Annotated in this window: 12 protein-coding genes; 3 read left to right on the top strand and 9 right to left on the bottom strand. The window is 37.2% G+C overall.

The features are described 5' to 3' along the window. Nucleotides 1-76: 76 nt before the first annotated feature. The 4 genes from AOM43_RS05895 to AOM43_RS05880 all read right to left on the bottom strand — a co-directional run bounded on the left by AOM43_RS05895 (nt 77) and on the right by AOM43_RS05880 (nt 8,002). Nucleotides 77-6,733 carry a hypothetical protein gene (locus AOM43_RS05895; RefSeq protein ID WP_059359432.1) on the bottom strand — a complete coding sequence of 2,219 codons (6,657 nt, stop codon included), beginning with the start codon at nt 6,731-6,733 and terminating at the stop codon, nt 77-79. 222 nt (nt 6,734-6,955) lie between these two features. Continuing rightward, nucleotides 6,956-7,144, bottom strand: a complete 189-nt coding sequence (locus tag AOM43_RS05890) for a hypothetical protein (RefSeq protein ID WP_006341789.1) — start codon at nt 7,142-7,144, stop codon at nt 6,956-6,958. A 118-nt stretch (nt 7,145-7,262) separates the two neighbouring features. Further along, complete coding sequence (locus tag AOM43_RS05885; RefSeq protein WP_006341790.1) at nt 7,263-7,460, bottom strand: hypothetical protein; 198 nt, start codon at nt 7,458-7,460, stop codon at nt 7,263-7,265. Next, nucleotides 7,457-8,002 carry a methylated-DNA--[protein]-cysteine S-methyltransferase gene (locus AOM43_RS05880; RefSeq protein WP_006341791.1) on the bottom strand — a complete coding sequence of 182 codons (546 nt, stop codon included), beginning with the start codon at nt 8,000-8,002 and terminating at the stop codon, nt 7,457-7,459. Before AOM43_RS05880 ends, AOM43_RS05885 begins: the two co-directional genes overlap by 4 nt. 64 nt (nt 8,003-8,066) lie before the next feature. Between AOM43_RS05880 and AOM43_RS05875 the strand changes: the two genes are divergently transcribed. Then, nucleotides 8,067-8,621: a hypothetical protein gene (locus AOM43_RS05875; protein ID WP_006341792.1), complete on the top strand. Its 555-nt coding sequence runs from the start codon at nt 8,067-8,069 to the stop codon at nt 8,619-8,621. Nucleotides 8,622-8,652: 31 nt separating this feature from the next. On the opposite strand, the gene AOM43_RS05870 is transcribed toward AOM43_RS05875, so the two are convergent. From AOM43_RS05870 to AOM43_RS05850, 5 genes are all read right to left on the bottom strand, one after another. Further along, nucleotides 8,653-9,621 carry a toxin-antitoxin system YwqK family antitoxin gene (locus AOM43_RS05870; RefSeq protein WP_006341793.1) on the bottom strand — a complete coding sequence of 323 codons (969 nt, stop codon included), beginning with the start codon at nt 9,619-9,621 and terminating at the stop codon, nt 8,653-8,655. Nucleotides 9,622-9,647: 26 nt separating this feature from the next. Next, nucleotides 9,648-12,050: a phenylalanine--tRNA ligase subunit beta gene (gene pheT, locus AOM43_RS05865; protein ID WP_006341794.1), complete on the bottom strand. Its 2,403-nt coding sequence runs from the start codon at nt 12,048-12,050 to the stop codon at nt 9,648-9,650. Between the two features lie 129 nt (nt 12,051-12,179). Next, nucleotides 12,180-12,710, bottom strand: coding sequence for a hypothetical protein (locus AOM43_RS05860; RefSeq protein ID WP_006341795.1), 531 nt, complete (start codon nt 12,708-12,710; stop codon nt 12,180-12,182). 157 nt (nt 12,711-12,867) lie between these two features. Beyond that, the gene (locus AOM43_RS05855) at nt 12,868-13,068 is read right to left on the bottom strand and encodes a dodecin family protein (RefSeq protein WP_006341796.1); all 201 of its coding nucleotides are present in this window, start codon (nt 13,066-13,068) and stop codon (nt 12,868-12,870) included. Between the two features lie 56 nt (nt 13,069-13,124). Then, complete coding sequence (locus AOM43_RS05850; RefSeq protein ID WP_059359430.1) at nt 13,125-13,631, bottom strand: Dps family protein; 507 nt, start codon at nt 13,629-13,631, stop codon at nt 13,125-13,127. A 140-nt stretch (nt 13,632-13,771) separates the two neighbouring features. Between AOM43_RS05850 and AOM43_RS05845 the strand changes: the two genes are divergently transcribed. Then, on the top strand, nt 13,772-14,770 hold the full coding sequence (locus AOM43_RS05845) for a hypothetical protein (protein ID WP_006341798.1): 999 nt from the start codon (nt 13,772-13,774) through the stop codon (nt 14,768-14,770). Between the two features lie 93 nt (nt 14,771-14,863). Beyond that, nucleotides 14,864-16,465 (top strand): malate synthase A, encoded by a 1,602-nt coding sequence (gene aceB / locus AOM43_RS05840; protein WP_059359428.1) that lies wholly within the window; start codon nt 14,864-14,866, stop codon nt 16,463-16,465. Nucleotides 16,466-16,472 lie beyond the last annotated feature (7 nt).

The raw sequence follows: 16,472 nt of genomic DNA, 5'->3' as shown, positions 1-16,472 counted from the left end.
ATTAACCATTAACACGTGATATTTTGAATAAATATGACTCGAAGCCTATACAAACGATAGGCTTCCAAGGGATGATTTAATTCTCATATTTACTTAAGAATCTTATCCCCATTTTTAACTTATTGTTTTTTTCATAAATGATTAACCATTTTTTTCGTAGTTCATTAATTTTCGAATTCAATTCTTCGGTTACTTCATTTTTCTTCAGCTGAGGAATAAAAATTTTAGAAAGGAGGAATTCCATAAATTCCTGATCTTCTTTTTCCTTGAATTTTATAAATTTTACATCTCTTATTAAACCACTTAAAATGTAGTCTAAGATGTCGCAATAAACATTTAAACAATTTAGAGAACCTAATTTTGAAATTTCATCAAAAAATTTCATAATACTGTGATAAAAATTACGGAACGCGATTCGATCGTATAATTTCTGATAAGTTCCATTAAACAAAGATTTAATCATTTCAGCACATAGATCAAAATCCTCTATGAGCTCTATTTCCTTTGAAGAGCCATTTTTTCTCAATTCAATGAAATAGCTTAAAAAAAGGACATAAACTTTATTCGTTTCGTACACTTCGAACGAGCTATGTTCTAATAATTCCATCAAATTTTTATATGAAAATAGAATTAATTCTCTTCCGAGTTGCTCTATTTTTTTATTCGGATGTTTAATGAAGTATCTTTGGATGGCCTTTAAAACATATAATCCTCTTTTCTGCATGTTTTCAGGGCAAGAAGCAAATAATTCAATAAACTCCTTTAACAATTCAGCTTCTACGACGAACTGACCTTCCACAGTATCTGGAATTATAGATTCTATTTCCCGACTTAAAATTTTTTGTCTCAATTTTTGATTGGAAGAAGGCAAGACTTTAATTAATTCTTTTAAATAAAAATCGACTTCTCTCAATTTAATCTTAAATGCTCTCGGAAGGAAAACATCTGTCGATTGATAATTTTGAAATAGGCAATCAAAAAAATTATCTACATATAAATGTGGTGAATTTTTCATATCCCTAATCATTACTTTTCCAATTTTTTTCAATAAAATATAGAACTGGCCCATCGCATTATCGAAAAAATGCCTTTGAGAAAAAGTACTTAAATAATAGAGACCAATTTGGATAAAATTGTTTCCATTTAACCTTTCTTCTAGAGAATCAATGATTGTATGGCTTAGTTTAATAAAAAAATCTTTTCTCTCTTCGTGCCCATTTAAGCATAAAAATATTGTTTGTATTTTTAATGTATAATAATTAATCAGATCCATATAAGAATTTTCATGGCGTACATTCAACATAGAAGTTAAAGATTCAAAATATATATTTCGATCTTTTAAGAAAGTCTTGTGGTGAGTATCAAAAAATCTCAGTCCATCCACACCATAATCATTGATCATTCGATTTAAGATTTTCTTTGCGATGCAAGCTTGTTGCCATTCAGAAATCTTCGAACATTTTGGCCATTTATCGTATACCCACAGAAACAATTCGTGGTAGAGATTCTCATCATCGACAAAAAGGCCCGCCATGACGGCATCACCAAGAATAACATCCATTCCATCAGAATGAACCTGTTTATTTATGATACATGCTTTTGAATAGATAAATTTTGTGAGATGCCTAATGAATTGCTTACAATGCGATCTCTTTTTTTCTTCCTTAGGAATCAGATAATATATTTTGGTGAATTCGCTTAAACAGATTTTGAAAGTCTTTAAAAAATCGGGATTTTCGCACTTTTCGGAAAAATTAAAATCAAACATCACTTCCATAAAAGCAAGATATCTCTCAATAAAAATAGGATCTTTTGTGGAAGGGGCCTCATTTCCCAGTATGGGAAACAACTGCTGATAAATTAAACGAGGAGACGTGAATGTCGAGTTTTCGGGAATTTTCCCCCAAATTTTAGGGATAGGCTTCTCTGTTAGGTATAGGGTTAAAAAGGCATGAAAAAGAATGTAATTTTTATTATTCAAATCCATGCTAAAGATCATTTCTGAAATTTTTAGCAAACAAAGTTGGCGCTCTTGTGGAAAAGATTGATACCTCTCAAAATTGTCATAAAAAAGACGCGCTGCATTAAGCTTCGCTCCCCCGGTATCACTAGCCAAAAGCTTTGTACTAAGCCATTTCACATAAAGCAAATTTATTTCAGCTCGAGTCAAAAAATGTTCCAAATTTTTTTCTTCGAGAATTTCCAGATTTTTTTTAAGTACTTCAGATTCCTTAACAGACATCTGTTGAATAAGCAAAAGATAAAAGTCTTGAGGGATTTCATTACTTTGACCGCTAATGAATCTTAGGATTAAGCAGCTTAATTCATATTCTACGTGGATATTTTGATTCGAGGCCATTGTCTCAATGACTCGATTCAATAAATGTGGACTTGTGAGCTTTTGATACACATTCAACAATTTGATAATTTCTTGTCTCAGATTGTTTTCTTCGGGCTGACATCGTTTGATCAATGCGATGAAAAATTTTTCTGCAATCTGATTTTCTCCATCCAAAAGACGTTCCTTAAGGGCTTTGCATCCAAGCAAAGCCATGTTTTGCGAAATGTGGTGCACTAAAAATTCTATTATCTTGGAATCTGCTAATTCAAACGACAGACGATCTTCTTTTTTTATTTTTCGATATAACTTTTGATATCCTTGTATTAGGTTGTGTGCAATCTCTGCATCCATCTGGTCTAGCAAAGAAATCACCCCATTAAAGATTTGGTTGTAAAAAGCAATTCTCTCAACACGAAGCTGCACATTTTCAAAAAAAGTAAAAATCGCGACATTTTCCATCCACTGTTCATAGGTAAAAAATGGAAGCATCCTCATCAAACACTCAGCCTTCTCCTGAAGAGTTGCCGGAAATTGTTTGTTGTTGATCACTTTTTTTACAAAAAGATGATAAAAAGACTCGTTGGCATCTTTCGATTTGAATTGCAGAATTTTTTCAGAAAAAACGATCCAATCTTTAATTTCTTCTATTTTGCCATGTTCAACAATGGATAAAAATGAAGCAAAATTTACATTTAAAGGAAAATTAAGCAACAATGCCTTTGCAACATCTTTAAGCTCAATACTCACTTTTTTCCCATGCTGCTGGATCAGATGAAATATGGAATGATATCTTCCCTGTGCGATCAATGCTTTGGCAAAAGCAAGCCAGTCAACATTTTTTTGATACAAGTTTTCCAAAAGTTCATTTTCCTGTGAAGACTCAATGAAACCACTTAATCGCACGCATAATTCAAGCTGAGAAGGGGATAAATGGGATAGTGTAGAGGTTAATTTTTGGGCCCAATAAAAAGCTGCAGGCTTTGAGAAAAAGGCCCAAATGAGTTTTTCAAATAGTACAATAGTCTTTTCATTGTGAATGCGATCTACTTTAAAATAGGCTTTACATAGATCATGAATCCCCTGAATAACTTGTAAATGAGGGGCATCCTTCAAGACTTCCAAAGCAAAAAGTTCGAGTTCCTCTTGAGATACTTCTAAACAGTTGTTGTGGAGACACAATTGGATTAACGCAAAGAAGGTTTCAGGTTGTGCCTTTACATAGCTACAGCGCAATAACTGGATAAGATCGTTCTCTATATACCTTTTTAAAGCCGGAGGAAGCTTTGTAAATTTTTGTAATAAATTTAAACAAAAGGAGGCGGATTCAGCATAAGAAGGATCATCTAACGTTTCTTTCATCAAAGTGATCAATAAATTTTGCAAAGGTAAGGAGAACTGCTCGAGCATTAAATCGGCCGAAAAACTTTTTACCAAATCCAGCAAGCAATTGACTTTGAAATCCTTCTCAAAATGATTGACAAAAGTTTCATGCGCAATCATTTTCTGAATCCCCTCAAGATACCTGAATCCATGTGTAGAAATGATTTCCTGAATTAAAGCATTTGTTAAATCTTGGAAAAAGTCTTGGCCATCGCACGGATTACCATTTAAAATCTGATTCACAATCACTAGACTTTCATCAATATTTTTAATCTTAATCTCATAGGCTAGAGCATTCAATAAAATCTGTATCTTCTCGTTTGGTAATAAATGAGGCAAGTATGCCGATGGAACTTTTCGAACGATCCCAATCCCACCTTGTTGTTGAATATGCACAAGTACAAGCTGATGAATTCTTTCATCCTTCGCATGAGATGTGCAGACATAGTTGAGAATTTTTGGAAATTCTTCAGAAGATGGGGTTTCCTTTTCAGCAAGATATTCTGCAAGTAATAGCGCATTTTTTAGATTGCTTTCTTTGTCTTGCCAAACCTTATATTGCTTGCCATCGTTCCAAAAAGCGAGTCCAAGCTCTTTAAATTGTTCTTGGGATAGGATATGTCCTAAACAATCTCTCCATAGTGCCATTACATCGGGATGATCTTTTTCGAGAATATTTTTCTCTGTCAGATTTAATAACAATTCACGTGCATAGGCCAGATTTTTAGACGAAATTAGACGCTGCATCACCTTCATAAATAGTTCGACACATTGCCTTCTGAGTTCGAGATTTTCACTCGTGTAATGTGCTTTTCCAGATTCCAGAAATTTCATCAAATCTTTTATTTCACACTGCTTATCTTGTAAAACTTTAAGCCCTAACTTAATAAAAAAAAGGGTGCGCTTTTCTTGATTTTTGACAGGCGTCTCCATCAATTGGCTGAACATGTGCAGTGTCGTTTGAAGACTTATCGATGATAGATGATAGATCAACTTCATCGAAAAATTTTCGTTCTCCATTAGTTTGGGAGCTTTTTCCCAAATATTCCTCGTCAATTCAGCTGCAATGGTAGATTTTGTCCCTATGAGAGCTTGGATCCAGGCTGGAATCGTTTTACGACCTTCTGTTTTTAACGCTTTAAAGTTCCCAAACATTTTTGCGCTCCATGCATTCCAAGGCGAAACCTGATTTAATAAGGCTTCTAAGTGTTCGATAAGGAGATCGTTGTGCTCATCAGTATCAAATACAAAAGGAAAATACTTCAAGAGTTTAAGAACATTAACCTGAGAGACTTGGCTTGTTTGCATAGCCACTAAAAGCTTATAGCTGAGTTTGCTGACAAATGGATTATGACCAAATCCATTTTTTCGAATCTCACTTTGCAACGGATCTAAAAATTCAATAAGCTGCCTTGGATAGGGAGAAAGCTGCGATCCAACGTTTTCTGAATAAGCATTCAGGGGTGAATAAGCACGTAGCAATTGATTAAAATACTCCTGCAACTGTTCATTTTTGGATAAATCTAAACAGATGCGATATCCGACAAGAGGGTCAAAAGGAATGAAAACCGAAAGACTATCTTCTAGAATTTTGACAGAAGGTTTTTCTTCAAACTTTGTTAAAAAAATGCAGAGATTATCATGTCGCAGTGTTGGATTTTTTACTCCAAAACTCAAGGTGGCAAAGCATGCCTGGATATGCATGACATCTAGGAACGATAATTGGTATTGGAGGACTCCTTCTTTTATCAGTGCGAATGGGGAATAGGGATTATTGAAAGCAATGCTATCGACTAAAGATAGAAAAAGAGCATGAATTTTTGTCGCAGGAAAAAATTTTCTCAGACACAGGCAGGCATTGCATGCCATGGTGAAAGTCATTTTTTGGTCATTCGGGTGATGCTCTTTCAAATAATTGATGAGCTTCGTTCTTACCCCATCCAAAACTGTTTCAGTGCCATGCTCCATTAATTTTAAACTTAATGCATCGATGAGGCTTTCAGCTTTCCCTTCCTCCAACTCATAAAAACGTCTTTCTTGCGATATGAGTGCGATGAGCATGGGCCACATTTGTTCATTTAAATCTTCCGCTTTGCCATGTACGATGCGAGTGATGAAATCGACAATTCCTTGCGAAGCATTTTCATAACCATTGCCACTCTCTAATGGTGCTCCCACAGGATAAAAGATCTTTTCTTGTGAGGAGGAAAGATGTGGATTGAGCACAATGCAAAGCTCTTTTTCAGGAACGCATCGATCTCTTTTAAAGGAAAAAACCAGATCACAGACTTGAGCTTTCTTAGTTGAATTTTGAAATTGATTTTTCCATGAAACGAGAGAAAAGTTTGGCTGAATTTTTCTATTTTCTAAACCAGCGTGCCGAATTGTTGCATAGTCGGATGCTTCAATCTTCGCCAAAAGGTGAATGGTTTCATCCACCATGCATTTTAAAGAACCTTCTTGCGGATTTTCCAATAAAATGAAGTAATCTTCATCTCTTGTTTCACGAGATAATTCCTTGAGAATTCCTACATCTAATTCTTCCAGCTGACCATCTGAAATCATTCTCAGAAAAAGTGCAAAATACTCTTTTCCAAGAACCATTTTTTTTACCCCACTTCCGACATAGCAAGCCATGGCTGATTGTGCATAATGCTGAGCATTGCTACACAAAGTTTTAAGCAATTCCCCCATTTGAAATGGACCGCATCTAAACATCCGATTTTCTATTAAACTTCGACGTATTTCCTGTACCTTCTTTTCTTCCAACGCAGGTGGGTTCTCAAACGTTTCATAGAACTTTGGAGTTAAAACACCTCTGGTATCCATGTATCCCAATTCAATAAAAACCTTTACGCGTTGATCAAGTGGATCTTCTGAAGGAATAAAAGGTGGAATTTCTATTGAAAAACGAGATGAAATAGCGAAATGCGCAGGCTCTGATGCCTCACTTTGCTCCACAGAATCCACATTTGAAATAGTTCGAATATTAAATGAAGTAGGAGAAAACATAAAAAAATACCTTTTGCAAATCGGCTTCTCAATGGGCACAAGACTATCTGTTTAAACTTTTATTTCTCGGCAGTAAAAAACTTTTCAAGTTTAAACAATATATACTAAAACCTATTTTCAACAAAAAGGATAATAAAAAAATTAAACAATAAAAAACCCTGAACCTGTGCTAATCAAGTTCAGGGTAAAAATATAGTTATTATTTATTATTATATAATTAAGTTATTTTTTTTCTTTCTTAAGGTATTTTTTATCTTGTAATATTGCTCGTGCTGTTAGCTTAACAGTTTCGAGTCCTCCACTAAATCCCAATTGACGCATCATAACATCCAGATGAAGAACTTCTTGATGGAGAGCTTCATTGACAGCTTCAAGATAGGCGATTTTTTTCAAAATCTCTGATATAGTCATCAATTCCTCCCGCTAAAGAGCTTTAAGATTGTACATAGATGTTATGAACAGCTTCGATATAATCATCCAATTATTAATACGACATAAAGAATGAATGAGAATTTGATTAATTTTATGCTTAAGGACTTTCCTTTTCTTTGTTTTCGTCATTTGGGTGAGCAAGCATCTCCCCCCCTATCCATTTAGCGGATTCCACACCTTTTGGAAATCCCACTTTACGGAGCAATTCATCTAAATCGCACACCTCGGTTGTTAGTTGATCATTAACAAATTCGAGATAGGCAAGTCTTTTTAATAATTCTTCTTTAGTCTTCATGATGCCTCCGTACGAGATTCAATTTTATAATTGCGAATATGATGCCAACATTTCTCAAATTCAAGTAAACGTCTTTTTATTTCTAGCCCACATGAAAACCCTCCTAAAGCTGCTTTCGAAGCGATTACTCGGTGACAAGGAATCAAAAGAGGAAAATTATTCCTCGCGCACGCTGTGCCTACAGCCCTTGCAGCTCCTTTAGAACCAACAGCTTCGGCAACATCCCCGTAGGATGCTAATTGTCCTATAGAAAGAGTGGTTAAATATTCCCAGACTTTGCGATGAAAAGCAGAAATCTTTGGAGAAAAGTATAATGCGGGTAACGTGCCCGGGAGACGATCTAAATAATTTTTCATCCATGCATGGATTTGCTTTTGAACTTGTTTATTTCGAGCAGAATCACCATAAAGATACCACTCCAAGCCTTCACCGTTACCTAAGGTCATGTATATGTGGTGGATGCGGTTTTCGACGAGCTCGAAATGAACCCCAATAGCAGGTCCATGTGACTTTTTAGTGGTTTCAAAGAGAGGCATTTTCATACTTGACCTCAGAAGATAAATTAGGAATGATGGATGTTTATAAAATCCTAACAAGCGAGAAGCCATGATCAAGCAATTTTCAGACTACTTCTGGGACCAGGGAATTCCTATAGGACGTTATCCGATTGGGGAAGCTGAATCGACGAGAATAAGCTATAAAATTGTGATGGATCCTTACCGAAAGCATATTTCTGTGGAAAAGTATAAGGGGGTTCAATTTATTTCCACAATCTATGATTCTTTGTTTTTAGATTTTCGGCATTTAAAACGGGGAGAGCAACACTCCTGGCAAAAAATTCCGATCGAAGAAACACCTACTCAAACAACATGCTTGATTCGGAACCAAGACGATCGAATCGTTTACAAAGAAGTGCATTCTTTTGTTGGACACCGCTGCAAACAGTGTGAAGTGTTTTCTGCTCAGGACATTAAACTTTCAACCCAACAAGTATTATATACGGAACTCGGTGATGCTTTTAATGGAGTGATTTTATTTGATACTGAAGGAAAGGCTGTTTTGCTAAAAAAATATGCAATCAATGAAGAGAATGGCGAATTTAGTGAAATGCTACAAGAAGAATGGGACATGGAAAATTTTTCATTTGCAAAGAAAAAATAAGAGCACACATAGCGTGTGCTCTTGCCAGCAACTAGCGGATTTTTGGATTCGCTAGTAAGTCATAACTGATTTTACTGACTGGCTTGCCTTGGTAATACCATTCTGTCTTCGAGTTATCTCCCAAATAGAGCGCACATGGCCCGTGTTTGAGATCTTCTTGCCAAGAAATTTCTTCGACAATTTCTTTACCATTACGATAGTGTCGTTCTAAACCATTCTTTTTTCCTTCGACATAGACTATCTCAGAAACTTTTTCCCCATTTTGGTAAGTGGTCATTACACCATGTAGATTCCCATTTGACCAATCCTCTACAGTATGCGGTTCCCCACCAGGGTAAAATGTTTTGCGCACCCCTTGAATTTGATCATTGACATATGGAATCACTTCTTTTGGTGCTCCATTTGGATAAGCCGTTGTTCTAAGAACGAGGCGTCCATGATCAATAGTATCTGTAGCTGTCAGTATTCCATAAGGATCACGTGAAATACGTGTTCCATTTCCATTATCCACCACAGATTCGACTTGATTAGAAGGTGTAAAGTATTCAGCTTCAATGAGAAGGGCATCTACATACTTTTCACGGAATCGCGGGGATCCACTTTCATACCAAACAGTGACATTTTCTGTTGTAGCAGAGGGATATTGCACTTCACGCATTGGGATACCTGAAGAGTAATAGGTTAAGTCAGATTTTAGCTGACCGTGCTCATAGCTTTCCATTTTTTCAACGGTATCACCATAAGGAAACGTATAAGTTGTTTCGCCATGTAATTCCCCATCCACATAATTCTTTGCAACTACGACACCATTTTTAAGTGTGGAAACAACTTTACCATTTTCCCCTCGTGAAGTCCAGTCTTGCTGAGGAACAGTTACCCCGTATTTATGGACATATTTACAATCTACAATTTCTTCCCCATTAATACAGGCTGGTTTCTTTGCACATCCCGTAGCAAGCACTGTCGCTCCTATTAATCCTACAATCCATACAAACCGCATAGTCAAACTCCGTCAATTATCTCATTTTATAATGCTTTGGCAGAACTGATTTGTTCTGTTACATATCCCATAATCCGCGCATGATCCGCATCTACTTTCTCCTGTGCAACAGTTCTTTTTGCATCGCGGTAAGTAAATCGAAACGTGACGTTTTTACAATCTTTGCCCAATTTATCGCTGGTGTATACGTCGAGCAGGACAACCTCCTCCAAAAGATTCGAACGTACAGCGTGGATCCAATCAAAAACGTTTTGAATAGGTATACTATTTTTTAAAGTTAATGTCCAGTCTCGTTCTGAAGATGGGTAGATTGGAACCTCACGCATACGCGGCTCTTCTTGGCGAACACCCATTAGATCGAGCAAATTAAACTCTGCGAAAAAAATACGTTGGCCCACATCTAATTTCCGACAGATCGCAGGATGCACTTCACCAAGTGATCCAATTTTTAACGCTCCGACTTGCACAGAAGCACGCCTACCCGGATGAAAAATCTCAAGGTCACTTTTTTCAAATGTGCATGCTGGAATACGCAATTCGTGTAAAAACGTTTCGATGATGCCTTTCAGATCAAAAAAGTCGACGTCTTCAGGCTTCTGATTCCAATGGTGCGGTCGGCTTTTTCCAGTCAAAACAATGGCAACAACAGGATCTTCGATGTATCTGCTACCCTCTTTAAAATGCACACGACCGACTTCAAATCCACTGATATGTCGATTTTGCCTATCCCAATTGTGTTTAATGAGCTGTAGAATCCCTGGCAATAGAGATGTTCGCAAAACTGACTGTTCAATGGAAGTTGGATTAACGACCTTCACCTGCGTAGCTTCATCCATCAGGGAATCTCCAACCAATTGCAGCAAGCTAGGCCCAATTAAATCGCATGTCAAAAATTCTTGCAGTCCTGCCGCGATTAATTGCCCTCTAACTTCTCGTTCAAAATGAAAAATGGGGGCATCTGGGATAGTGGAGCCATGATAACGGGGAGCCCGTTTTTCAATATTATCATATCCATAAATCCGAGCCACTTCTTCAATCAAATCCACTTCTAACGAAATGTCATTCCGATAAGTGGGGACTTGCACGGAAAAAAGATCCTGACCATCGTATTGAACAGAGAATCCCAATTTTTGAAAGATCGATTCCACTTCACTAGCACTGATATGAATTCCTAAAAGACTATTGATGCGAGAGAGTCTACATGTCACCGTTTTAGGAAAAAATTCATGGGATTTCACATCCAAAATTCCCTGTGCAATCACACCACCTGCTAGCTGCTGGATGAGTTCCGCAGCTCGATCTAAAGAAGCCAATACTTGAGTAGGATCCACGCCTCTTTCAAATCGTTTAGAAGCATCTGTCAGCAGACCCAAAGATTTGCTCGTTTTTCGGATATTGCGTGAATCAAAGTAAGCCGCTTCAAGCAAAATTGTGTGTGTTTGATCGCTCACTTCGGAGTTTTGCCCCCCCATAATGCCTGCAATTGCAATGGGCTTCTCTCGATCGCAAATTAAAAGAGCTTGTTTGGGAAGCTCTCGTTCTTTTCCATCCAGCGTCACCATTTTTTCTTGCTCATGCGCCGTTCTAACGATGATTTCAGCTCCTTTTACCAAACTAAAATCAAAGGCATGCAAAGGATGTCCCATTTCTAATAAAACATAATTTGTCACATCCACAACATTATTGATAGGTCGGATGCCACATTGCAACAGCCTCTTTTGCATCCAATCTGGAGATGGCCCAATCTTCACCCCTTCAATAAAGCGGCAAGCATAGCGTGAGCAAAGCAAAGGTTCTGTGACTGTCACTTTCACTTGGTCTTGAATGGGTTTTTCCGTTTCTTTAAGTTGTACATTGGGATAGATAACGGGAAATCCGGTTGTCGCAGAAAGCTCACGAGAAACACCTAATACGCTAGAACAATGGGACAGGTTGGGTGTCAAAGAAATTTCAAAAATGGTATCTCCATAAATGGAAGCAAGATCAGCCCCTTCTTGAAAATGATCCGCAAATTCTAAAATTCCATCATGTTCATCGGATAAATTTAATTCAGACGCCGAGCATAACATTCCAAAAGATTCCACACCGCGAATCTTGGATGCCTTAATTTTAAAAGTCTTTCCCTCTTTGTCTTCAATGGTTGCCCCTACCATTGCAAAAGCTGTTTTGATTCCTGGACGGCAGTTAGGTGCACCACAGACGACTTGATACTCTTCGAGACCATCTGTTACAACAGCTACGCAAAGTTTATCTGCATTTGGATGTTTTTCTGTTTTTAGCACACGCCCGACAACAACTTTTTGAAATCCAGCCGAAATAGGTGTTACAGCATCGACTTCAAGCCCTGCGCTCGTGAGTTTTTTTTCAATTTGATGAGGAAGAAGGGTTAAATTAATCCATTCTTTTAGCCAAGATAAAGGAATTTTCATATTCTTCGAATAGTTATAATTGTGAGTAAAATTGATTACATATGTAGGATAATTAGCATACAGGATTTTGAATAGAATTCAAGAAAAGGAAAAACGAGCCTTCCGTAAAAAACTCGCTTTAGGGAGGGGTTATTGACAATCCCCTTCACGCACTAGTGTCGCAGAATTTAAAATTTTCTCCCAAATAGGGCGCTGCTTTTCAACATCTTGTAACTTTTTTGTCGTATAGCGCAATACCCAGGTGGATTGAGGGGTTTTGATCAATCGAAACCATTCATGCTGGGACAAACCATCACGGCCCGAAATGCTCCATTCAAACAAAATATCATCTTCACTTTGCTTGAGCACCTGGCTTCTGACTTCCAAAGGGTTCACTTCTTTTTTTAACCCTTTCACAAATTCTAAATAATAATCATATGCCGAAACCTTTATGGGAATCAATTTTTGGACAGTGACAAGTTCGCTCCAATCAGTGACAGTTTCATTTTTAAGCGTATATTCCGTAATCGAACCAATTTGATCATTGCTTTGAAAATCTTCTTTCCATTCTCGATCATCAAATGAAAACTTTAGTTGTTCACGACACTCTTTTGATTCAATAACAGAAGACGATATTAAAGTGAGGGCGATGAAAAAGGACAAAATCTTTAATGTGTGCATAAAATTTCCTTTATTTATGACAAGTTTAAGCAGGAATTTGCAAAATGATTATATGAATGCTAGAATTTAGTAGAAGAATATGTCAACTGATTAAAAAAAGAAATTTGATGCGAAGAGCAACGAAAAGCTATCCATCGCTCCTGCCTAGAGCCATTGCTTAATGTTGTACAACAAAACTAATTTTCGCATTCACGCGAAAATTAACCACTTTGTTATCTTTAACAATGCCCTCAATGTGCTGCACATTCACTTGCTTAATGTCCTCTACTGTTTTAGCTGCTTCTGCCACTGCAGATTTTACTGCATCATCAATTGATTTTCCTTCCGAGATAACCTCGATTACTTTGACAATAGACATACGACCTCCAAAAATTTAATGGATATTTTTCTCATTATTTACCGAACAAAAAACTGTTACTTTGAATCCACGGTATTTTCAAAAAGAAACCAAGTTCGACGCTCCGTTTCATCAATGAATACCTCTAGAATGCTCGAAGTGGCGACGTCGCCATTGTCTTCACAAACCTGATGGGCATCGCGCATTCTTTGAGCAAAATTTTTATTGTCATTGCATAGCTTTTGAAGCATGGATTGTGGCTCCACATATGCTTGATTATCGTCTTGAATCGTTTGCAATTGAGCAATGTGGCCAATAGAATGAATCGTCATTCCACCCAATTTGCGTACCCGCTCTGCTAAAACGTCTATCATGGCAAAAATCTGATCTGCTTGCTCATCAAATAGCAGGTGGTAATCACGAAAATGAGGCCCTGATAGATGCCAGTGAAAATTCTTGGTTTTGACATATAAGGCAAAAGAATCGGCGATTAACGGATTAATAACGAATGTAATAGCTGAGGCTGCTTTTGGTCCTAAAGTATTGGGAGTGGCAAGTTTAGCAGAAGCTTTGCTATTTTTCATAAAACCTCCTGATTGTTTTAAACCTTCTATATACAAAAAATATTTTAACGTGTGCAAAAAAAATCATTTCCCAAGAGTTTCTTTGCAACTAAGCAGTTTAACGCATATGATGATTTTTTTTATTTAATCGAGAGGAACATATGCGCGCGATTTTAGGACTCATTCTTTTGACATTTTTTCATTCCCCTTTACCTGCTTTTTTTGAAGGGAACGGAACATCTTATTTCATTGAAGATGTTCAAGTTAGTCTCAATGATGAACAGCACCATCATTTAACTTGGCATCCATTTGAAAATGCTACCTATTTTATTTTTGGAGGGAATACGCCTGATTTTTTCCCCGATTTCGACAGTCAAGAATCTGTCTTCATTGCGGAAACTCAAGTACCAGAATTTCTCGTTGAATATCCATTCCCCTTTTACAAGGTGACGGCATACGTCGATGCCCCTTTGGATTTTGAAGAAAAATTTGCACCCAGAAGCTTATCTGAAGAAGACCTAAAAAGCTTTGAATTACCTGAAGACCATAAGCTTAGAAAAAAATTAGATAAAATTTTCTCCAAAAATGGTGTACTTGCCTCTAACAACGCGTTAAAAAAAGCGGGATTTAGAAGGATGATCAAATGCAAAGCCGGTATGGTTGTTGCTAAACATCCAAAATTAGAGGGATATCGAATTAAAGCTTATACAGATAGCTATAATGGAGAAGAATGGCAGGCTTTTACACGCAGGATTAAGGGATCAAGACTTATCAGAAAAAGTATCGATGCCCACCAATTAAATCACTTATTAAATGTGCCTAAAAAATGGCTTTATGCGGTCCCTAAAGAGGCCGGATCTCCAAGAAAATATATTTTGATCGTCCAAGATATGGACACGCTTGGTTGGACACTTAATGCAAATTGGTTTGCACTTCACATGACAAAAGCTAAACTCAAAGCGTTGTATACGATCATTAAAGAAAATAAATTAATTGATTCTGTTTATCCTGATAATATTCCTTTTTCTTGGGACAAACGTTTAAATTTTGTTGATATTGAGCATTTTAATTCAACTAACCATCCTATCCAATATCGAAAGCTTCTTCCCTATTTGTCTCCAGAAATGCAAACTTATTGGAAAAGTTTAATTTCGCAGTAAACAAAGCTTGAATGAAAACGCTCTCTGTTTTAAAAAAACTTATATACCTGATTATAGGATTTCACCTCATTCATCAGGTTATAAGGGGGAGCTATGAAATTAGAGAAACCATCTGTTGTCACCACTTTGCAAATCGGGAAAATTCAAGATCGCATTCTTATTCCTGAAGCCATTCAATTTTTAACGGAATTACATAAGGAATTTAATGGGCGACGGAAACAACTTTTGCAAAAAAGAGTCGAAAGACAGAAGCAACTCAATCAGGGGATTCTGCCAACTTTTCTTCCGGAAACAGCGGCTATTCGAGATGATCTAACTTGGAACATTCCCCCACCACCTTCAGATTTGCAAAAAAGAGCCGTTGAAATCACAGGTCCTGTTGAACGCAAAATGATGATTAACGCCCTCAATTCTGGGGCTAATGTTTTCATGGCAGACTTTGAGGATGCTCTCTCTCCCACTTGGAAAAATGTGATCGAAGGGCAAAGCAACTTGATTGATGCTGTGAACCGTACCATTTCATTTATTTCACCTGAAAATAAATCATACGCTTTAAAAGATGAAATTGCCACCTTAATGGTTCGTCCCAGGGGATGGCATCTTAATGAAAAGCATTTTCAAATTGACGGAGAAGAAATTTCAGGCAGCTTATTTGATTTTGGTCTGTATTTCTTCCACAATGCGAGAAGACTCATTAGACAGGGATCCGGCCCCTACTTTTATCTTCCGAAACTTGAAAACCACGAAGAAGCACGCTTATGGAACGACGTTTTTCTCTTTGCTCAAGATTTCTTGAGTATCCCTCAGGGAACGATTCGTGCAACCGTATTAATCGAAAGCATTTTGGCTATTTTTGAGGCAGAAGAAATTTTATACGAACTCAGAGAACACTCTGCCGGTTTGAACGCGGGTCGTTGGGATTACATTTTTAGCATTATCAAAAAATTTCAAAAAAAAGAAGACCCCTTACTTCCGGATCGTTCCCAAATTACAATGGAAGTTCCTTTTATGCAGGCTTACACAAAAAGAATTGTGCAAATCTGCCATAAAAGAGACGCACATGCAATTGGAGGAATGGCTGCTTTTATTCCCAGCCGTGATAATCCTGAAGTTACTCACCAGGCTCTCGAAAAAATTAAAGAAGATAAATTGCGCGAATGCCATGGGGGATTTGATGGAACATGGGTCGCACATCCAGCTCTAGTTGCAATTGCTAAAGGAATTTTTGAGAAAATCTTAAAAGATCAGCCTCACCAAATTCAAAAAAAATTCCAGAGTTCAGAAGTCTCTGCCCATGATCTCTTAGATTTCAAAGTTCCTAACGGAAAAATTACAGAAAAAGGGGTTCGTCAAAACGTACGCATTTCCCTACTGTATATGGAATCTTGGTTAAACGGAGTCGGTGCCGCTGCACTTGACCATTTGATGGAAGATGCTGCCACAGCAGAAATTTCACGTGCACAGCTATGGCAATGGATCCATCACCATCCCGCGGCTCAACTTCCCGATGGGCGCACAGTTTCGGCTGAACTTTTGAAACAGTTTTTTGAGGAAGAGCAACAAAAAATCATTGCGGAAGCCAAAGATAAAAATCGACCGCATTTGACTGAGGCTAAAAAGATCTTGGAATCGATTGTGATGAAAAAAGCTTTTGTGGAATTTTTAACTTTAATTTCTTATGAACATCTCACTTGAGAAAAAA

The sequence above is a fragment of the Parachlamydia acanthamoebae genome, assembly GCF_000875975.1.
In the GTDB taxonomy this organism is placed as follows: Bacteria; Chlamydiota; Chlamydiia; order Chlamydiales; family Parachlamydiaceae; genus Parachlamydia; species Parachlamydia acanthamoebae.
Note: the sequence above shows the minus strand (reverse complement) of the source record. Positions and strands in the feature narration are given on the sequence as shown.